The 20,465-nt window shown below is 38.4% G+C and carries 15 protein-coding genes; 5 read left to right on the forward strand and 10 right to left on the reverse strand.

Annotated features, from left to right (window positions below):
• Window positions 1-849: 849 nt before the first annotated feature.
• From ACQKOG_RS13590 to ACQKOG_RS13600, 3 genes are all read right to left on the reverse strand, one after another.
• Entirely contained in the window at window positions 850-4,425 is a 3,576-nt protein-coding gene (locus tag ACQKOG_RS13590) for an S-layer homology domain-containing protein (RefSeq protein WP_427446994.1), read from the reverse strand.
• A gap of 601 nt (window positions 4,426-5,026) precedes the next feature.
• Window positions 5,027-5,743, reverse strand: coding sequence for a WecB/TagA/CpsF family glycosyltransferase (locus ACQKOG_RS13595; RefSeq protein WP_415731072.1), 717 nt, complete (start codon window positions 5,741-5,743; stop codon window positions 5,027-5,029).
• Complete coding sequence (locus ACQKOG_RS13600; RefSeq protein WP_370078422.1) at window positions 5,740-7,011, reverse strand: nucleotide sugar dehydrogenase; 1,272 nt, start codon at window positions 7,009-7,011, stop codon at window positions 5,740-5,742. Before ACQKOG_RS13600 ends, ACQKOG_RS13595 begins: the two co-directional genes overlap by 4 nt.
• A gap of 170 nt (window positions 7,012-7,181) precedes the next feature.
• On the opposite strand from ACQKOG_RS13600, the gene ACQKOG_RS13605 reads away from it, so the two are divergent.
• Entirely contained in the window at window positions 7,182-7,487 is a 306-nt protein-coding gene (locus tag ACQKOG_RS13605; protein ID WP_370078424.1) for a hypothetical protein, read from the forward strand.
• Between the two features lie 13 nt (window positions 7,488-7,500).
• Here the strand turns inward: ACQKOG_RS13605 and ACQKOG_RS13610 are convergent, their stop codons facing one another.
• The 4 genes from ACQKOG_RS13610 to ACQKOG_RS13625 form a co-directional block, all read right to left on the reverse strand.
• Complete coding sequence (locus ACQKOG_RS13610) at window positions 7,501-8,469, reverse strand: nuclease-related domain-containing protein (protein ID WP_427446997.1); 969 nt, start codon at window positions 8,467-8,469, stop codon at window positions 7,501-7,503.
• A 100-nt stretch (window positions 8,470-8,569) separates the two neighbouring features.
• The gene (locus ACQKOG_RS13615) at window positions 8,570-8,815 is read right to left on the reverse strand and encodes a hypothetical protein (RefSeq protein ID WP_427447000.1); all 246 of its coding nucleotides are present in this window, start codon (window positions 8,813-8,815) and stop codon (window positions 8,570-8,572) included.
• Between the two features lie 48 nt (window positions 8,816-8,863).
• Window positions 8,864-9,706 carry a flagellin gene (locus ACQKOG_RS13620; RefSeq protein ID WP_427447002.1) on the reverse strand — a complete coding sequence of 281 codons (843 nt, stop codon included), beginning with the start codon at window positions 9,704-9,706 and terminating at the stop codon, window positions 8,864-8,866.
• A gap of 203 nt (window positions 9,707-9,909) precedes the next feature.
• On the reverse strand, window positions 9,910-10,383 hold the full coding sequence (locus tag ACQKOG_RS13625; protein WP_427447005.1) for a transcriptional regulator: 474 nt from the start codon (window positions 10,381-10,383) through the stop codon (window positions 9,910-9,912).
• A gap of 200 nt (window positions 10,384-10,583) precedes the next feature.
• Between ACQKOG_RS13625 and ACQKOG_RS13630 the strand changes: the two genes are divergently transcribed.
• Together ACQKOG_RS13630 and ACQKOG_RS13635 are read left to right on the forward strand one after the other, a co-directional pair.
• A complete protein-coding gene (locus tag ACQKOG_RS13630; RefSeq protein WP_427447007.1) occupies window positions 10,584-12,158 on the forward strand; it encodes a hypothetical protein in 1,575 nt (524 codons plus the stop codon).
• Window positions 12,155-14,917, forward strand: coding sequence for a DEAD/DEAH box helicase (locus tag ACQKOG_RS13635; protein WP_427447009.1), 2,763 nt, complete (start codon window positions 12,155-12,157; stop codon window positions 14,915-14,917). The genes ACQKOG_RS13630 and ACQKOG_RS13635 overlap by 4 nt, the downstream gene beginning before the upstream one ends.
• A 266-nt stretch (window positions 14,918-15,183) precedes the next feature.
• On the opposite strand, the gene ACQKOG_RS13640 is transcribed toward ACQKOG_RS13635, so the two are convergent.
• The 3 genes from ACQKOG_RS13640 to ACQKOG_RS13650 form a co-directional block, all read right to left on the reverse strand.
• Window positions 15,184-15,483, reverse strand: coding sequence for a single-stranded DNA-binding protein (locus tag ACQKOG_RS13640; RefSeq protein ID WP_370078495.1), 300 nt, complete (start codon window positions 15,481-15,483; stop codon window positions 15,184-15,186).
• 135 nt (window positions 15,484-15,618) lie between these two features.
• Window positions 15,619-17,526: a group II intron reverse transcriptase/maturase gene (ltrA, locus tag ACQKOG_RS13645; RefSeq protein WP_370078435.1), complete on the reverse strand. Its 1,908-nt coding sequence runs from the start codon at window positions 17,524-17,526 to the stop codon at window positions 15,619-15,621.
• 732 nt (window positions 17,527-18,258) lie between these two features.
• Window positions 18,259-18,441: a single-stranded DNA-binding protein gene (locus tag ACQKOG_RS13650; protein ID WP_370078437.1), complete on the reverse strand. Its 183-nt coding sequence runs from the start codon at window positions 18,439-18,441 to the stop codon at window positions 18,259-18,261.
• Window positions 18,442-18,928: 487 nt separating this feature from the next.
• On the opposite strand from ACQKOG_RS13650, the gene ACQKOG_RS13655 reads away from it, so the two are divergent.
• Together ACQKOG_RS13655 and ACQKOG_RS13660 are read left to right on the forward strand one after the other, a co-directional pair.
• The gene (locus tag ACQKOG_RS13655; RefSeq protein ID WP_370078439.1) at window positions 18,929-19,354 is read left to right on the forward strand and encodes a YwpF family protein; all 426 of its coding nucleotides are present in this window, start codon (window positions 18,929-18,931) and stop codon (window positions 19,352-19,354) included.
• A 102-nt stretch (window positions 19,355-19,456) separates the two neighbouring features.
• Window positions 19,457-20,437 (forward strand): nuclease-related domain-containing protein, encoded by a 981-nt coding sequence (locus ACQKOG_RS13660; RefSeq protein WP_427447014.1) that lies wholly within the window; start codon window positions 19,457-19,459, stop codon window positions 20,435-20,437.
• Window positions 20,438-20,465: the final 28 nt, after the last annotated feature.

Genomic DNA, 20,465 nt, shown 5'->3' on the forward strand with positions numbered 1-20,465 from the left:
ACTTAAAAAAGATGACGCCTGCACAATACAGACTTCATCTTCTTCAAGTTGCCTAGAGCTTTTTTAAAAATGTCCTTTACAAAGGGTACACTTTATTACAGGTTGAGAGGCTTTTTTATACTTCTCTTAACTAAAAAAAGAGGCAATCTCATACATGATTGCCTCTGAAAAATACCATATTGAAAGAAACAAATTTTTGGGGAAATAAGTTTCTCATAGAACTACTACTGACTGGGTTCCTTCGCTCCTACTAGTTTTACCCTTCTCATATGTTACCATACAAGTCCAATCGGCTAGCAATCCACACTACTATGAACCCGCTGCCATCTCTTCGGCTTCGTAGGTTTTCTATCGAACCTCTTCCGAAAAGACTTCAAACGTTCCATCAACTTGTTCCCTCTTTTTAATGACCTTAGGCTCCCACTATACAGTATGCCCATCATCTGTTTAACAGTTCCCAAATTATGCAGATGATCTCCTCATTATTGCAAATGAAAGAATTATGCATGAACCCCTAGCAATTTTCGCACGCATAATCGACACATACAGCCTACATGGATTCGTCGTCCTAGCCATAGCCATTTTTTAAAGAACCCCGCCTCAATTCCTTGAGTACGACTTCACCTGACTTCACCCCTTTGAGCGGATAGACACTCGCGCTGGATGCAGGAGGATTAGGCTCGTGAGCAAACGGAACTGTTTCTCACGCATCAGAACTTCCCTGATGAATACAAATACGATAGTTAGAAAAGACCCCGTAGAGTCAAACTAATTAAAGTTATATCTACGGGGCCATAATCTACTTATTTCACTAGCAAGCTAGTTTATTAAGTAACGTTTCGTTTAGTTTTATTTAGAAGTTACTGTCCATTGTTTATCAGCTGCTGCTGTTGGATCAAATTTCACAGTATATGTGAAATCTTTTTCATTAGTTGTAGTAGTTTTAGCCACTTTAACTTTAATTGTCTCTGTAGCTGTCTCTGCAGCTGCATTTGCAGGGGCTACTGCAAATGTGATTGTTGCTTTGTCAGCGTCTGCTGTAGCAACAGTACCTTTTTTACCATCAATTGTAATTTCTTGACCAGCTTCAAGGGTTACGTTTGTAGAGAATGTAACTGTAACAACTGCACCAGTAGTAGTATCTACTGTAGCTGTAGCTGTTGGAGCTGTTGGATCAACAAGTACTGCTACTTTTTCTAATGTTGCAAGATCAGCTGCTAATTCAGCTTTTGCTTTTTCATAATCAGCTTTTGTAGAAGCTGGGTTTTCTAATACATCAGTTGCAACTTTTAGGAGTGCTTTTGCTGCAGCAGGAGATTTATAATCTTCTACTTTAACAGCTTTAATTGCATCAGCTAAAGCTGTTTTTGCTTTTTCTTTATCTGCTGCCGCTTCATCAGATTGTTTTAATGCTTTTTTAGCTTCAGCTAAAGCATCAGTTGCTTTTTTAATATCTTTAGTTGATGCTTTAGTTACGTCTACAGCTTTTGCTGCTTTTAATGCATCAGAATATACTGTCCAAGAAGCTGCAGTGTAGTCTGCTTCTTTTAAGGCAGCAGTTTCTTCTGCTTTAATTGCTGCATCTAAAGCTTTTGCTGCTTCTTCTTTTTCTGCTCCTGCAGTATCTGTAGGTGTAGTACCATTATTATTAATGTTAATAACAGTGAATGTTACTGTGTTACCTTCTAAATTGTAAGTTACAGTAACTTCAGCTTTCTTAATAATATCGATGAATGCATCAGCATCACTAATTGTTGATGAACCTAAACCTTTGTATACATAAGTTTTACCAGATTCACCAGCATATTTAACTGGTTTTTTATCATTGATTACTAGTTCTTCTTTATCTGTATTGAATGATTTTACAACACCAGTGTAAGTAGTTCCAACTTCACTTGTGTTTGTGAATGTTGCAGTAGCTTCTTTAGAAGTAAATGCAAACGTTTTTGTTGTATTTGAATTTTTATCAAAGAATTCAGCATTACCTGTAGCTACTACTTTTACTGATGTAGTTTTTCCATCTTTTGATTTTACTTGTAAATCAACAACATTTGGTTCTTTTACTGTGTTATTGATTGTTGTTGTAAAGTTACGGTTTGGAGAAACCTCTTTCCACTCTTTAGTTGCAACATCATATACCACAATTTCATGTGCACCAGTATTTGTAACAGTATAAGTTACTGATGTGAATTTATCATTACCAGCTAAAGTGTAATTTTTACCACTTTGGTTTGTTAGAGCTGGTTTAAATGTTGCTACAGCAGTATCTTTGAATTTATCTGTTTTAGTACCACCATCATAAGATGTTAATTTTGCACCATCAAGATATTCTTCTTGGAAATATGAAATTGCACCAAGAGTTGATGGTTCACCTTTATCTAATTTACCGTCTGATGCACTTGATGTATTGATATCAATCCATGCAATTGGAGTAACATAATCATTAGGTGTACTGCTTCCAACTACAAATGAAGCTTCACCTTTTTCATTTGTTTTTACAGTAATTTGACTTTCTGTATTCCCTTTATCAGGAGTTTTTGTGTAGAATGATTGATTACCATCATCATCTACTTTAATAAATCTAGCTTTTGTAGTTGTAGCAATTACTCCGTCGATATCTTCGTTAAATGCAACATTTACAATTTCATTCTTAGCTACTTTACCATCTTTATCTTTTACAACGATGTTATATTTACGACCACCGTTTTTATCTCCGATAGCAGCTACTTCTCCACCGTCACGTTTAAGATCGATAGTGTATTCAGCTTGAAGTGCAGCAAATTTCACTTTTGTAGCTGATGCTTGTAATGCTGATGCTTCATATTTTGAAGAATAAGAAGTTACTTTATTATTTGCATCATAAACAGGTGCTGCTTCATAAACTACTGGTGTTACTTCAGCGTTTGTACCTGATACTGTGAATGTAGCTTCACCTTTTGCATCAGTAGTAATTTGTGCTGCTTTAACTACAGTACCGTTACTTAATTGAGCCACTGCAGTACCGTTTACAGTTACATTTTGTAATTTGTCAGCTGGTACATCAATGTTTTCTAATACAGAAACGTTGAATGTTTTATTAGCTTCAGCTTTACCAGTTGTAGCATTTTTAAATGTAACTTTATATGTTTTATTAGCTCCATTGTTAACAGATGTGCCTTCATTTACATCTGTAATTGTAAGGATTGTATCAACACCCCAGAATACGTAACCGATAGAGAATTTTGAACGATCACCAGTTGCATAAGCAGTTACAGTGTCAGTTTTTGCAGTATAACGAGTGTAAGTGTAAGTTGCAATACCTTCGTCATTAGTAACTGCTTCACCAGTAAGTGTTGGGTTAACAGCATCGTTGTTGTTACCAGGAACGTTGAAAGTTACTGGAATACCTGCTTTAGATTGACCTTCAGCAACAGTAACTTGTGCTTTAACAGTTACTTGTTGACCAAGTTTACCTTGTACAGATTTAGAAACGATATCAACTTTAGTTGGTACTACAGCTGAAATACCTTTGAATTTACCGATTTCTTCACCGCCAAGAGATACAGTGTACTCTTTGTCAGCAGTTTGAGGTGCAGTAGTTAAAACAACAACTTTTTTGTTAGTTTGTTTTACAGCTGCGTTTTTAACTTCTAAATCTTTGATTTCGAAGTTAAGAGCTTGTACGTTTTCAACTTCTTCGCTAAATGTTACTTCAACAGTTGTGCTGTTGATAGCTTTTACAGCAGCTTTTGCAGGAGCTGTGAATTCAAGTTTCATTGTACGGTCTAAGAAAGAAGCGAATTGAGCGCGAGTAATTGTGTCATTTGGTTTGAATGCTTTACCTGGTAGTGTAGCTGCTTTTGTTAACTCAGCATACTCTAAAGCAGTGATTGCTTCACGTTGTTCAGTATTAAGACCGCCTAAGTCAGAGATTTCGCTCGTGAATTTAGCATCTTTGTACTCTTTAACTAGATCTACGTCTTGGATTTCTTTGATAGCACGAACTAAAACGATTGCCATTTGTTGACGTGCCATATTTTGTGAGTAGTTTAAGTTGCCGTTTACGCCATTAAATGCGCCTGCATCTTTAGCAAGTGCAGCATATTGCACTAATTCTTTATCAGCAGTTGTTACTGGTAGATCGTTGAAGCGTTGTTTTGAATTCCAGTCAGTTGGAATTTCATAATCTTCAGTTTCTAACCAGCGACCTAATAATTTAACCACTTGACCACGAGTAACATATTGGTCTGGTTTGAATGTGCCATCTGGATATCCTTTGATGATACCAGCATCTACAAGATTGCTGATTGCCTCTTTGTGCGAGTTAGTGTCTGTTACATCTGTAAAACTTGCTGCAGAAGCCACTGGTACGATAGCTGCTGCTACTAATGTAGCTGTAGCAGCTGTTGCTACGAATTTTTTGTATTTCTTTGGTTGGTTAGCCATTGAAAAATTTCCTCCTCTAAGTTCATAAAATATGTCTCTACTACAAATACATAGAATTGCAGTAAATAAACAACTACACATAAAAGTATAGTTGCATACCTAAAAGTTGTCAATCATATTTTGGGAAAGTTTCTAATTCATTTCCGGAAAAACATGGGCATGCAACTCTCTTTTACCATTGTTATCTATTTAAGCTGATTTTTCAAGTATTATTACACATCTTTTCCAACAATAATTTGGAACACAATCCTTAAATGTTCAACGTTTTTACAACAAATAACAATTATAGGTCCGACATCCAATTATATAGATATGAAAATTGGTAATTCTTTTTGGTTCTACGGAAAATGTAATGGCGTAAAAAAAGAAGACGTTTCGGTGAATGTTCTGTGGGATCTTTGGATAATGCATCTATGTTTTAAGTGTAGAATTATATTTCTAGACACGAAAAAAGCTCAAGCATATAAATGCTTGAGCTTTTTTCGCTTGGGCTACCAACCGTTGTTTCCTTGCAGGGAATTCTATTTATTTCATAGAGGAAATTCCTATACAAATACAGTCTAACACTTTCAATTTAAAACGACAATACCAATTTTTAAAATTATTGACGTTTCTGCCTTGCCACTTCCAATAAAAATAATGGAAGTGCGATTTGACGCTTGATACGCTTCGGTTCTTTCATTAATCGATAAAACCATTCAAGACCAAATTTTTGGAAAACCTCTGGTGCACGTTTAACTGTACCCGCCAGCACATCGAATGATCCACCCACGCCTTGATAAATGGTTGGATGCAATTGATCGCGATTTGCATTAATCCAGTTTTCTTGCTTTGGACTGCCCATCGCTACAAAAAGTAAATCGGGTTGTGCTTCATTAATGCGGTCAAGTACCTTCTGTTCGTCCTTTTCATAGCCGTCCTGTGTGCCGACTATTTTAATAGAAGGGAATAATGATTCTAGCTTTGCTTTTGCCGCATCTGCAACACCCGGTTTCCCTCCATAAAGGAAAATAGGCTTGCCACGTTTTGCAGCTTCCTCGCAAAGCTTCATCATCATATCGACGCCTGTAACACGTTCACGAATTTGCCCTTTTTGAATTTTGGAAGCAAGAATAACACCAATGCCATCTGGAATTTGAAATTCCGCGTCGTTAAGCAGCTTCTTTAAAGCAGGGTCCTCTTTTGCCTTGATAATCTTTTCCGGATTGATGGCAACAACGAGCGCCTTTTGCTTTTTTTCAATACGCCCGAATGCCATTTCCATTAATTCATCGTAGCCTTCCGTATTGACATTGATGCCAAGTACTGTTTCTTTCATCGGTTTTTCGCATCTCCTAAAAGGTGGAACTGGAAGCCTGCTTCTTCCCATTTATCACGTTTTAAGCAGTTTTTCGTATCAAAGACGATTTTTGATTTCGCTGTAACTTCTGCAGTGTCTAATGCTTTGAATTCATTATGATCCGTTAGAACAACGATGATATCTGCATCTTTTGTAGCTTCTTCTAAGCTTTGTGTTTGTGTAGCATGTTTGTTTTCTTTAATGTGTGGATCGTATGAAATAACTTCTAATCCAAGATTTTGTAACTCGTCAATAACGATTGTAGATGGACTTTCGCGCATATCATCTACGTTACCTTTGAAGGCTAGTCCAAGAACAGCTACTTTGCCACCAGCAATTTTGTTTTGATTTAAGATTGCTTGTGTTTTTTGTGCTGTAAAGCTTGGCATACTATCATTTGTATTACGAGATAAGTGAATAATTTGTGCTGTCTCGCCACCTAGCTCAACTAGGAACCAAGGGTCAACCGCGATACAGTGACCACCTACACCAGGACCTGGGAAGTGAATATTTACACGTGGGTGATAGTTCGCAAATTTAATCGCTTCCCAAATGTTTACGTCTAACTTCTCCGCTAATTTTGCAAGCTCATTGGCAAAAGCAATGTTTACATCACGGTAAGTGTTTTCCATTACTTTTACTAACTCAGCTGTAGTTGCATCTGTAAGGTGGATTGTACCATTCACAAATGTTTGATAAAGCTCTTTTGTCATTTGTGCAGACTTGTCATCAATCCCACCAACGATACGGTCGTTGTTCACTAATTCTTCAAAAATACGACCAGGAATAACACGTTCTGGTGAATGTGCTACAAATAAATCGATACCAAATTCAAGATTTGCTTTAATTAATTCTGGTAGCATAATGTGCTCTACAGTTTTCGGTGGTACTGTCGATTCAAGAATGACAAGATCACCCTTTTTCAAGAATGGCACGATCGAAGCCGTAGCTTGACGCACATATTCTAAATTCGCTGTATTATCAGGATTAATTGGCGATGGAACAGCAACGATGAATACGTCCGCTTCCTGTGGTGTCGTTGACGCCGTTAAGAAACCTTCATCTACTGCTTTGTTCAGGCGTTCCTGCAATCCATTTTCTTCAATATGCAGTTTTTTCTCTTGAATACTTTTTACTGCTGCTGGGTTTACGTCCACCCCATGTACTTTTATGCCGTGGTTGGCAAACATTACAGCCGTTGGTAAACCGATGTAGCCAAGTCCAACGACACAAATTGATTTAGTCATTCTCTATTCTTCCTTCCGTTTTCAAAAACGAGTAGTTATGTTATATGTTCTATAAATGCGTGATGCATTTTGTTCTGCATTATAGTATACATCTTTCCAATGAAAGTGTGAATTAATTTGTTATTTTGAAGCTGTTTTCTGTGTCCAATTAGCAAAAGTTTTGTCTGTTTGTGGCGGAATTTCGGGTTTTGGTGGCGTTCTTTGCTTGGTTAGCGGCGCATTTTGATGTTTTAGCGGCGAACTCTATTTTAAGTCTGTCATTTGGCAAGAGCTTGTCCGTTAGCGGCGGAATCTTGGGTTTTGGCGGCGTTCTTCCCTTGGTTAGCGGCGCAACTCACTCTTTTAGCGGCGAACTCTATTTTAAGTCTGTCATTTGGCAAGAGTTTTATCCGTTAGCGGCGGAATCTTGGGTTTTGGTGGCGTTCTTTGCTTGGTTAGCGGCGCAATTTTATGTTTTAGCGGCGTTCTTCCTTTGATTAGCGGCGCAACTCACTCTTTTAGCGGCGAATTCCAATTTAAGTTGGACAAATGGTACTTCCTAATTCGATCTGGCCCGGTACTTGATAAATTTAATTTTTGTAAAAGCCGTTTTGCTACATACTGACTCTCTATATTCAGAAACTCACGACATTCACTGTTCGATATTGTATCTCCTACTAGCATGTGATAATCCAGTAGTGCTCGTATATGTGCGTTTTTACATTGAAATTTACAACTTTGACAATACCAAGTCATGCGCAATTTCTCCATCCCAAACTCCCCACAGTTTTCACAATGAACACCCCGTCGCAAAGCAGAGGCATCAATTTGATAGTATTGGCAAAGTGGAAATGGCGTTCTGTGCTGCAAATGTGACAAAATAATATTTTTGATTTCTGTCATTGTTGCCGTCTCTTTGTTTTTCTCTAGATGTTTATGCAGGAATATCGGTAGCTCTTTTGCCATTAAAATCGGCAATCGTCCGTCTTCTCGATGAATATTTACATTATTAAATGGGAAGACAATAGCTCCATAAATGGGGATAGATACATGTTGGGTGTCTAAGAAATATTTCATACTTTGAATATACTGTTCAAGCTGAATTTCCGGATGCGTAAAAACGTGAACCTCTCCAGATTCCGATGTACGAATGAGCTGGCGTGGGTCACTTTTAAAATGGACAGTTCCTCGAATATTTTTAATTTCTAATAGAATAATAGCGTTGGGGACAATGAGTAAAATATCAATTTGCATGGGAAGAACAGAGGGAAGTATTACATTGTGGAAAATGTAGCAATCATTGAGCAGTGCTATTTGCTGTAGTTCCTTCATAACATATTGCTCACCAAAATCACCAGCTTCTTTATTTTTAAGTTCCTGCTGAAAATTTTGATATTGTGGGTGCGTGGGCTGCATCCGAGTCACAAGAGCTTGGAGTCCTTTTGTCAATGGAGATGGTACGAAGGGTTTTACAATCAATCAACTCTCTCCTTTTCTATATTAAATTTAATAGGTTTATCAGCTAGTTTAGGATCCTTTCAGCGATTATAGCATGTCTATCAGCGGTTTTCACTTTTTATCAGCAATTGTTTCTTTTTTTATCAGCGATGCTCTCCTCTTTATCAGCGATTGTCTCACTCTTATCAGCGATGTTCACCTTTTTATCAACGATTGTCTCACTCTTATCAGCGATGTTCACCTTTTTATCAGCGATTGTCTCACTCTTATCAGCGGTCCTCACTTCTTTATCAGCGATTGTTTCACTCTTATCAGCGGTCCTCACCTTTTTATCAGCGATGCTCTCTTCTTTATCAGCCGTTTTCATTTTCCTCTCAGAGATCTAACTCCAACTAAAAAGGAATCTCCTTTAGTGTCAGGGATTCCTCGTTGTTCCGCTTTCGAGTAGTTTTAGAATTGATTGTGCTTGTTGCATGTGCATTGCTAGTACATATTGGCTTGCTTGCATTAGGATTTGTGCTTTTACCATGTTCATCATTTCTTTTGCGATATCGGCATCGCGAATGCGGGATTCGGCATCTTGTAGGTTTTCTGCTGCGTTTACGGTCGCATTATAGGCGTGTTCTAGGCGATTTTGGTAGGCACCTAGTCTTGAGCGCTCGCTTGATACATGTTTTATAGCCTCGTCCATTGTGGAAATTGCTTTGTTGGCGTCGTCTCGAGTTGCGATGGATGTCTTATCGTCTAAGCCAAGTGCTCCAGCACCCATATTGCCAATAAACAGCTCGATACTTTGGCCTGCGTTGGCACCTGCTTGAATTTTAATACCGTTTGTAGCATAATCCCCATCTAGTAATGTCTTGGTGTTAAACTCAGTGTCTTTCGAGATGCGTTGAATTTCTTTTTTCAATTCTTGAAATTCCTTATCGAGGTTCTCCCGATCACTATCTGTTAAAGTATCATTGCTCGCCTGGACTGCGAGCTCGCGCATGCGCTGAATCATATCATGTACTTCATTTAGTGCACCCTCCGCTGTTTGAACAAGTGAAATACCGTCCTGGATATTTTTCGCTGCCATGTTCAAGCCGCGAATTTGCGCACGCATTTTTTCGGAAATCGCAAGTCCCGCTGGATCATCCGCAGCACTATTGATGCGGTAGCCTGTAGAAATTCGAAGCATTGCCTTGCTCATTGCACCGTAATGTCTATTCATATTATTTAAAATGGACATCCCCGTTGCTGACCATTTGCCAAGCATCATTTCACCACCCCCTATTGTTATTATATCGGTCTTTGTTAAATTCATTTAAACTTTTTTTGGTAATGTATTCTAATTTAGTAGGTTCTATATAGTAATAACTTTTAGTTCATTTTCACATTCCGGACTTTAGACCCATTAATATATAAAAGCACCTGCTTTTCACATATGAAAAGTAGGTGCTTAATTGCAATACCGTGTATTCAATTTTCGAAACCTCCGAGTTGATGGTTCTTTTGTTGTAGTAGTTCAAAAAAGAGATCTTTATCATGATCTAGTAATGCCTGGTCGATTAAATAATCAATGTTTTGCTGCTCCAATTCTGTAATGAGCTGATCTACTTCGCCAACAGTCACTGAAGATACAAGTGGTAACTGAGGCTTTGGAGTAGCGCTTTCAAGAATCGGTGCTAGATGCTCATGAACATTTGTAATTAATAATAATTGATATAATGGCAGTCGGATAAAACGATTCCCTTTCTGGAAAACAAATACCTCGGATATATTTTCAATTTGTTGTGTATTCAAGTTGATAATCATCTCTTTACCTTCGATGGGAATGAAATGGAAAATCTCATTCTCTTTTAAAATAGAGAAATATTGATAAGCAAACACGAGACGTAGTTTGTCTCCCGTGATTTTTGTGTAAAATGGCTTCATATATTGAACTTGCATCATCCTTATCCCTCCTTGTTTATTCTGATTATTCAGATTTTAACACATATCGATTATCTTGTTAACTATCTTCTCCTTGATTTTTTTATTTCAAATCATTCAGCTTATCATGTACGCATTTTAATCGTATAATGGAAGGACAGTCTTTTTTCCTTCATATTTACACATGCTCACTAGCTATACATTTTGAAAGGAGTGAGGTTATGGCATTGTCTATTGCCCAATTAGCTAAGGAACACCAAGAATTTATCCTTACCAAATTACAGGAAGCTGAACAGGCGTTACATCCTTCCTCTACTGAAGACGAAGAGCTAGTGCGTCGTGCTGTTTTTTCAGTGCGGAATAGATCAGTTGTCTTTGAACGTTTTAATGGAGCGAGTTCTACATTATATGCAAGCGTACAGGATGTAAGACCTGCTACTGTAGAAATTGATTTTGCCAAAGAGGAGCTGCACTGTAACTGTCCCCAGCTGAAATGGTGTAGACATCAGGTTGGTGCATTGCTTGCTCTTTATCAATATTTTGATTCAGTACAAAATTGGTCAAGTGCTTGGCGCGCGCAAAAATCAGTGCAATTAAAATCATTAGCAGATGAACGAAGTCCGGAAAGCTGGAGATTGATGGTCGATGAAGTCATGAAACGTTTATTGCCACCTGGGCGAATTCTAGAAGGGTATGGCCTTTCTGCTATACGAACAGATGCATTGGAGCGACTTCAACGGCATATGCCTTTCGAGCGTGAGTGGCAGCCACTTTATAAGCTTTTTATGGAGCTATCCATCTTTAATACAATATGGCGCCATTTAAATGAAACAAAAGGACATTCTTTGGATTCTCCTTATATGAAATATTTTATTGATCAAAGTGTTCAATCATTCGAAAGTATACTGACAGAGCTAACGGGTCGATCACGACTTTTTGCCACTGATCCATTTTATGATGCGATTCAGGAGTTAGTTCGAGAGTTTTTATTGGAACGACAAGGATTATTTGCTGATCGACTACAAATATATATGCTACTTTGGGCAGTGCTTTTTTATGAAAAGCCGCGTCGTGAACAGGAATTAGCACTTATAAATAACCTTGAGAATCCTTCACATGAAATTTCCTTGCAGTCATTAAAACTGCTATTTTATGTACTGCTGCAAAAAGAAAGTTTATTACAGGAAAGCATTGCACATATTGATGGACAACATATGCAGGACCTATTTGAGCTGGCTACTTTTGCAAAACGTGCTGGCGAATCACACGCACAATCCATTATTTTACGTGCGATGCTACCATTTACCGAAGACTTTTTACAGCAAACAGTGCCAGTTGTAAAGCGTGCTCAATATGTAAGGCAATTTCAGCTTTTATACGAAGACATACAGCTTACGGAAGAACAGGAAGTTACATTATATAGTGCATTTGGTGTTTATGGGCTTCAACCGTTTTCGTTCCTTCTTATTAAAAAAGGACGTTATCGTGAATGGGCAGCCCTCCATCAGTTAAATCTCTCCTCCCTTTCTTATTTAGAAATGTGTGGATTGAAAGATGTGCTTCAGGTTGCGCCTTCAACAGTATTGCCCTTATATCATCTATATGCCATGACTGAAATTACACAAAAATCACGTATGAACTATAAGCAGGCTGTACGAATCTGGAAAAGTATGCGCAGTGCAGCAAAACGTGCTGGTAAAACTGCTTATTTTGAGACATATATGCAAACAATTCGTGCAGAGTATAAACGACTTCGTGCATTACAGGAAGAAATTGAGAAAGGAAACTTAGTATGATGACTATAAATGCTCCTTCCCCGTTTTCAAAAAAGCAACAGCTTCGTATTCATGCAGCACAGGAAGGATATTATACGTTACAGGGATTTACTGCTGATGGTGCAGCAATGGAAGCAGACTCACTCATTTCTTCATTATTTTTTAACTATGAAGCGAATGTCTATGGTTTATTAACCAATCGTTCAGAACGTACGATTGAAGTTTCAACCTCTGAGCTCCTTGATATTTTTTCACAGCGCTATCTGCATCCTTTTATTAACTGGCAAGGTGCAGACGCAGAAAGTCAGGTGTGGCTAGAAAAAGCGTCTGCTTTACAGACGTATTGGCAGGAGCCTTCGCTCTGGTCACACGCAGTGATTGCAGATGATTTTTCCGCGCTAACATTCCCTATAGACGGTGAAGATACAGCTTTATTAGAAACGGCAGTGCAGCAAAAACTTGCTCAAACAGGTCTTGTACTGTCTGATTTACCAAAGCTAATGCCATTTTTCTTGCGTGGTGGCTGGCCACTAGAGCAGGAACGACAGGCAGGTGCAGTTACTGTCTCCCTACGCTTAGGCGAGCCTGAGGAAGATTCAGATGTTTGGCTTTTAGAAACAGTACTTAGTACGGCTACAGCCAAAAACTACTGGACGCCAGCTATGCGAAAGCAGTCACTACCAATTGCTGATGCTCTACCGACAAAATGGCAAATGTATGCTGATGCTATTGAACAACAACAAGGACAAATTGTAGATCTTCTTTCTATTGAAGATTTACATCACGATATTTTTATCCGTATTATGCTTGACGATTTACAAGTTCGAACATTTTTACGTGAAGATTTAGCAAGATTACAAGCTCTCGGCTTTGACGTTGTATTACCGGCTTGGCTAAAGGATTTAAAACAGTCAAAATTGCGTGTTCGCGTAAGTACTGGCAATGTAGCGACAAAGAAGGTTGCTGGACTAGATGATATTTTAACGTTCAAATGGCAATTTTCTATGAATGGACAGTCCATTTCACCTGAGCAATTTAAAAAACTTGTAGATGAGAAACGCGAATTCATTCGTATTGGTACTGAATGGTTCCGAGTTGATGCGAACTGGATGCAAGAAATGCGTGCATTGATGCAGCAAGCAGAAGATGAAAGCTGGACCGTTCGTGAATTACTATTCCGTGAGCTACCAGAGGATTTATCCTTACCTCTCGAAGAAGAAGATGCCGATGATGCAATGAGAGATGACCCGATTTTTGCATTTGAATTGCAAAAATCGCTTAAATCCTATATGGAGCAGCTTCAGGAGAAAAAAGGACTCCCTACTGTACAGGTTCCTACATCTTTGCAGGCAGAATTACGTCCTTATCAGCATGAGGGCTTTGAATGGCTTGTCTTCATGCGAGAACAAGGCTTTGGTGCATGCCTAGCTGATGATATGGGTCTTGGTAAAACGGTACAGCTTATTTCATATTTACTTCATCTTTATGAAACAATTGAGGATACAAAACCATCCATCATTATTTGCCCTACGTCTGTACTAGGCAACTGGCAAAAGGAACTTGCTCGTTTTGCTCCTTCCTTGAGTGTGCATACGCATTATCAAGCGAATCGAGCAAAGGAGGACGCTTTCAAACAGCTAATAGGAAGTGAAAAACCACATGTGATTTTATCTACCTATGGCACGGTATCACAGGATGCAGAGTTTTTACAGGAAGTAGAATGGGCAACCGTTGTGCTAGACGAGGCTCAAAATATTAAAAATATGCAAACGCTACAATCAAGGGCTATTCGTAAATTACAAGGGACGCATCATATTGCTTTAACGGGTACACCAGTGGAAAACCGTTTATCGGAGCTATGGGCAATTTTTGACTTTATCCATAAAGGCTATTTAGGTAGCTTCGGTCGCTTTAATGAAGAATTTATTTTACCGATAGAACGAGATGAGTCTGAGTCACATAAACAGAAGTTACGTGCAAAAATTCAAGCGTTTTTACTTCGTCGTACAAAGCGCGACCCACACTTACAACTTAACTTACCAGATAAACAAGAGTCTCATGAGTACTGTCCATTAACAACTGAGCAAGCATCTCTATACGAAGGATATATATTAGAGACGCTCGATCAGCTGGAGCAATTAACAGGCTTTCAGAAAAAGGGACGCGTCTTAAAGATGCTCAGTAAGTTAAAGCAATTATGTAATCATCCTGCCTTGTATTTAAAAGAACCTTTCGAGGATGCCGAATCAATGCTTACTCGTTCTACGAAATTAGAACGTATCGTGCAAATGGCTACAGAAATCGTGGACAACGGCGAGCAGTGCCTCATTTTCACACAATATATTGGAATGGGGCAATTACTACAGCATTGTTTTAGTGAACTATATAATATTGATGCACCTTTCTTAACAGGTGCAATGCCTAAGCAGCAGCGTGACCGCTTAGTAGAGACTTTCCAGGCAGGAGATTTCCCTATATTTATCCTTTCCTTAAAAGCGGGTGGAACAGGGCTCAATTTAACAGCGGCAAATCATGTATTACACGCAGATCGCTGGTGGAATCCTGCCGTTGAAAATCAAGCGACAGACCGTGCATATCGAATTGGCCAAACACAATTTGTACAAGTGCATAAGTTTGTTACAATTGGTACTATCGAAGAGAAAATCGATAAAATGCTAGCCCAAAAGTCTGCACTATCAGAAGAACTAATTCAATCAAGCCAATGGTTAACTGAATTAGAAGATGACGAACTTCGTGATTTAATGAAGCTCGATTTTTAAAGATGTGAGATGTGAGATGCGCCAAGAGCACAACGTTCTTGGCGCTCTTTTATTTCAGTGGATCTTACTGTTACTTCTTCCCCTACTTACTTCATATTTATATTTAGTTGTATTTAATCTGCTCATTGCTGTGCGGTCTTCAGCAATGAACTACGTTATGAAATGTAGACATCATTCCTTTCTAAATTGATTACGGCGCAAGCAATAGAAGGAGAATGGCGGATCAGACAACTTGGCACTTGCCCCGTATGTACCCACTAGAACTGCTATATTGCTGGCAATTGTACTTCTGCCTCAGGTAGCACAAAATCCTTTAAGCCTTCCTGCTCATCTGGTGGCTTTGGAGGCACAAATGCCCCATCGCTATCCCTTGGCTTAAGCCGATAAAATCGGACATCTTCTACGACTACTTCCGTTATAAAAACCTTTGTGCTTTCTTCATTTAAAAATGATCTTGATTGAATACGACCATTCACCCCAATTAATGAGCCTTTTCCGCAATATTTGACGATATGCTCTGCAAGCCTTCCCCATACTGATGGCGATAGGTAACCCTTTGAAGTAATCTCTAGGTTTTCCCCCGCCCCACACCGTGCATGCGACTTTCACCGCACACGGCGTTCCATCGAAATTAGACCTTTGTTGAAAGTAATTTTGGATTACTTGGGTAAAACATTATCCTCACGGTCTAATGTTTACGACTATTTAAGTGATTTTTCTAAGCTAGTATTCGTTTTAGTTAATTTATCTCGATACTTGTTTATCTTCTTCATAACGGATGCATCCACGACTGATAGATTTTTATTATGGATAACCGAATGGCAACCTTTACAGATTGTCGCAAGGTTCATTACCTTGTTTATTTTCTCCATTGGTAAAAATTTATTGATGTGATGGCAATGGACGTTAAAGCCAGCAACTACAACTTTGCAACATTTACATTTACCCTTATCTCTATTGTAGGCATATTCCCGATTCATCATATATTCGAAATTATATAGTTTATCGGATTTCTTGGAAGGTTTGATTTGATGTAGAGCGACAAATTCAAGGTCATTTACATTGTAAATGGTTGGTCTATCCAGCTTTAGCTTTGTCTTACTCCTTATCTCGTTTATTTTTCTACCTTCGGCAGTATATGGAGTGATGTTTTGATTAAAGTTCATTGCTTTTCTGCTTTTAGTGAAGCTGAACCTTGTTAAACCGATGTTCACGTCATCAACATTAACCGCATAAACCTTAGTTTTAATGCCTTTATGCCTGTCAATTCTGTTTCTAACTTGTTCTGCTTCAAAACGCATTGCCTCCACCTTATCTTTACCGTATATATTCCTAAAGGTTTTAAATGTTCGGTAGTCTAACCTACCATCTAGCTTCCTAAAGAGATATGAATAATTCGATATTGCATAATAGTTGCCAATCCCAACTATTTTAGCATTTATTTTCTCAATACTAACTGCTCTATCATAGTCGTTCTTGAATAATTTAAGCTTATTGACATCTTTGAGTACTTCGGCAACCTTTTCATCCAATTTCTTAATGTTAGGTATTGCCTTTCCCACTACAATGTCCCTCATCCTAGCTTTTTCGGCCATAATCTCAAACCCTAAGAATCTTGCTCTATTCTTACGGATATCCGTAATGAGAGTCTTTTCTTGTGATAACTTGAGTTTCAAGACGTGATTGAGATACTTATCGGCTTTCTTAAGAATTCTTTCGGCTCTATCCATCGAATCACATAATATAACCCAATCATCTGCGTACCTGACAAACCAACATGGTTCATGACCACCGTAACGCAAGTGACGGTGTATGTTTCTATGATTTCCACTGATAGTACCCTTACCTAAATGATTTTCCCATTCATCTGCAATGAGATGGTCCAACCCATTTAGGTATACATTAGCTAATAACGGGGAAATAATACCACCTTGAGGTGTTCCCATATCCGTTTTGTATGATTTATCATCTTCCATAACGCCCGCTTTAAGCATTTTCTTGATGATAGCTAACATACGCTTGTCTCGAATACCCATATTCCATAATAATTCGATGAGTTTGTTATGGTTGATGTTGTCAAAGAAACCTTCGATGTCACCTTCTACTATATAGTAGTTTTTCCCACGTCTAACCAAGTCGATTATTCTGGCTATGGCGTGTTCTGCTGACCTGTACGGTCGAAAACCATAGCTATGTTTGAAAAATTTAGCTTCAAGAATAGGTTCGATAGTAATCTTAACAATTTCTTGGATGACTCTATCTAACATTGTAGGAATACCCAAAGCTCTTCTCCTACCGTTACTTTTTGGAATATACTTCCTTCTCACTGGAAGGGGATTATAATTACTTAGGGTTTTATTAATAAGACTGACCAACTTCTCAAAGTCCATTTGGAGGTAGACATCTATGTCCTTCTTATCAATTCCCGCTGTTTTACTCCCTTTATTACTCTTAATGTTGTGTATAGCTGTTAGAATAACTTGCCTATTCATGGCTAACTCAACTAAGTTGTAAAAAGGTTCATCCCTTTTGCGCGATAGAGCGTACATATTATCGAGTAAATTATTAAGTCCGGCTTCGCTTATAATACCTTGTCCTTTAACCTTCATTCCCATTCCCCCATGTAGAAGTGGCGAGAATAAATTAACTGTTTGACGCCCACACAACTAGGTTGTGGTTTGTTTAGACAAGATAATTCACTTAATCTGTCCTAACTCCGACTGGTTCCCTTCGCTCCACATCTATTACAGATGCTTCAGCACTACTACGGAACCGCTGCCACCTCATAGTGCTCTTAACGATGATACAATCATCTTGCTAACCCATGAGGCTTCCCAAGTTCCCTATAATCTATCCCTATATTTACAAAACCTTAGACACCAACTCTACGCCGATGGTACTTGCTATGTTAGAACTTCCTCAAACAACATAGTTCAATGTGTACAGTACTGTTGACACTGTATACAGGGGTTATTAGGACCTGCAAACCTAATATCCTTCCCATGGGTATCCCTTCTTTGACCACAAAATTAAAAGGGGCTTTATTCACGACGCGTACATACGCTGGTTCCCGTTAGGTTGTCATAGTAATGTTTTTAAGGACTACCGCTCCATATAGTCGAATTTGTGGCTCGACATCAGGCTACGACCTTACCTGACTTCACACCATCATCAATTGCATTAATGACAGCATGCAGGGGTATCATAGACAAGGTTAATGAGGATTTACCTTGGATAGGGATTTCACCTATCTATTCGATTATAGAGTTAGAAATTGAAACTTGAAATTCAGATAAAAATTATCAGAATTTTTTTGATTGCAAATCCCCCATATTTCACCTTTAAATCAGGCTTATAATGGAACTTGGCGTACTACAGAGAATAAAGTCAGCATCCACTTCCCCACGACTGTTTTTGTAATTGCGATTAATGGCTAGAGTAAAATGTGCTTGCACGCGATTTCCAGATAAGTGTCGTAACACTGGATCCTTTGTTAACCTTCCGACCAGTCCGACTTGGTTCATTGATTCACCTCCTTTGCTTTTGATTGCCCTCATCTTACAAAAATTAATCCAACATTGGCAAAAGTCGATTTTTATCATTTTCCTTAATTTTTAATCATAAATTGGGTATATTGAGGCTTTTACTTTTCAGTTATTGAAAGATTTTTTAGGCTGAATGCTTTTCGCTGTAATAACAAATGCTAATCGTTAAAATATACAATTTCGCTGTTTTTGCAAATTGTGCGAAAACACAGTATTGACCCTATCATCAATTATGCTTCGGCGTAGCATCCGAAATCGGCTTTTGAGCTTTGGCCTCGATGTCGGTCATTTCGGTAATGCCACAGGACATGGCGTTCTTAGAGTGAGTCCCTCCCCTTTAGAGGTTGGAGACATCTGTACCTAACGCTTCGCTTTCGCTACCAAAACACTTGCTGAATGAAGTTAAACAGGGCTAATTGAATATGTTATACTAAAAAGGATGACCGACTTAGGAGGATTTTACATAATGAAAACATTTAAGATGCTTTCCTTTGACCTTGTCACAAAAGATGGCATGCAACCTTTCCCTTTAGTCGATGGTATTATTATTAACCAGGAGAACAGCCATCAATCTTGGATTCTCGAACTGTTTATGGACCGGCAATATCGTTCAATTTTTGATGAACTTTTAACAAATGCTACTGTCTTTAATGTACGTGCGGTTATTTCATTCCCAGATAATGAGCCTGCTCCTTTCCAGGTTGTCGTACATACAGTTCAAGAAATTGGCGAGCACATCTCTGTCCTTTTAAAAGGGACGCTAAAGACAAAACGCTCGAAATATGCCGAGCAATTACTAGCCGAATTACTAGCTGAGGGAGTTACGTTAGATAAGCTATTGGACCGCTTCTCACACGGTATGAAAGAACGACCAAAACTCAAAAATGATTAAACTCGATTTAACGATGCAAAAATTTGCATCGTTATTTTTTTATTGGACAGGTAGAGATTTTAAGGTACAATACGATGTAAAATTTATAGGAGGTAACTACACTTGACTATTGCTGTTAGGGAAAAGCCATTAAAATTATCGTGGCTTGAGGCTTTAAAGAGGCGGTTATTCGAAGAGGACCCTGATTTTAGCTATTATAATGAGCAATTTCGAAGATTCGATGCTGGCTTTGCTGGTGAAAGGAAAGTTGACCATGAATGGCTTGAATTAGTATGTCCCTATACTTTTTTAGTGTTACATAATTTAATTCTGATGAATTCTGCTCAGCATTCACATCAACTCGATACGCTTTTTATTTGCAGTAATTTTGTGCTAGTTGTTGAAATAAAAAATATTAACGGACGTCTTGATTTTGACGACATTACACATCAATGTATTCGAACGAAGCCAGATGGAACTGTCGAAGGATTTCCCAATGCAATTACTCAGATCCAGCGACATATGCAATTTCTTAAAGTTATTTCCAAAAACTATTCTCTCCCCATTGAGGGTGCGGTTATCATCGCCAACCCCTCTGCGATTATTGCCAGTCATCCAAATACAATTCCGATTTTCCATGTTTCAGGACTTCAAAAACATCTTCATTCCTTTTTTAAAAAATATACACAACCCATTTTAAGCGATGAACAGTTAACTCAAATAGCTCAACAACTCCTTTGCAGACATCAGCCACCGAAAATTACGGCTTTTATTGATTCCTCAAGATATCACCAAGGTGTACTTTGTCCGCAATGCCAATACAAATCCCAAATGCACTATGCTCGCGGGATTTGGAAATGTTCGTACTGTCAATTTGCAAGCGAAGAAATTTTTGCTGAAGCTTTACAAGATTATCGATACTTAGTTGGATCAACAATTACCAATAAACAGCTACGTGAATTTTTCGGTATTCATTCCATTGATGCTGCAAATCGTTTACTTAGAAAATTTCAATTTCCCTATACAGGTTCTTATAAAAATCGTGTTTACCAATTACCCGAAAATTTAGTGGAATATATGAAGCCATTTTTCCGCTCTTCCTGAGGATATTTAGTAGGTTTTTCACCTTTGC

The sequence above is a fragment of the Lysinibacillus sp. NPDC093216 genome, from assembly GCF_050280325.1.
Lineage (GTDB): Bacteria > Bacillota > Bacilli > Bacillales_A > Planococcaceae > Lysinibacillus.

Bases quoted from the DNA above. Each gene is read 5' to 3' on its own strand.
- ACQKOG_RS13635 (WP_427447009.1), top strand. From the start codon at position 12,155: ATGATGACTATAAATGCTCCTTCCCCGTTTTCAAAAAAGCAACAGCTT.
- ACQKOG_RS13650 (WP_370078437.1), bottom strand. From the start codon at position 18,441: ATGAACCAAGTCGGACTGGTCGGAAGGTTAACAAAGGATCCAGTGTTA.
- ACQKOG_RS13595 (WP_415731072.1), bottom strand. From the start codon at position 5,743: ATGAAAGAAACAGTACTTGGCATCAATGTCAATACGGAAGGCTACGAT.
- ACQKOG_RS13655 (WP_370078439.1), top strand. From the start codon at position 18,929: ATGAAAACATTTAAGATGCTTTCCTTTGACCTTGTCACAAAAGATGGC.
- ACQKOG_RS13615 (WP_427447000.1), bottom strand. From the start codon at position 8,815: ATGAAAACGGCTGATAAAGAAGAGAGCATCGCTGATAAAAAGGTGAGG.
- ACQKOG_RS13600 (WP_370078422.1), bottom strand. From the start codon at position 7,011: ATGACTAAATCAATTTGTGTCGTTGGACTTGGCTACATCGGTTTACCA.
- ltrA (WP_370078435.1), bottom strand. From the start codon at position 17,526: ATGAAGGTTAAAGGACAAGGTATTATAAGCGAAGCCGGACTTAATAAT.
- ACQKOG_RS13630 (WP_427447007.1), top strand. From the start codon at position 10,584: ATGGCATTGTCTATTGCCCAATTAGCTAAGGAACACCAAGAATTTATC.
- ACQKOG_RS13625 (WP_427447005.1), bottom strand. From the start codon at position 10,383: ATGATGCAAGTTCAATATATGAAGCCATTTTACACAAAAATCACGGGA.
- ACQKOG_RS13620 (WP_427447002.1), bottom strand. From the start codon at position 9,706: ATGCTTGGCAAATGGTCAGCAACGGGGATGTCCATTTTAAATAATATG.
- ACQKOG_RS13590 (WP_427446994.1), bottom strand. From the start codon at position 4,425: ATGGCTAACCAACCAAAGAAATACAAAAAATTCGTAGCAACAGCTGCT.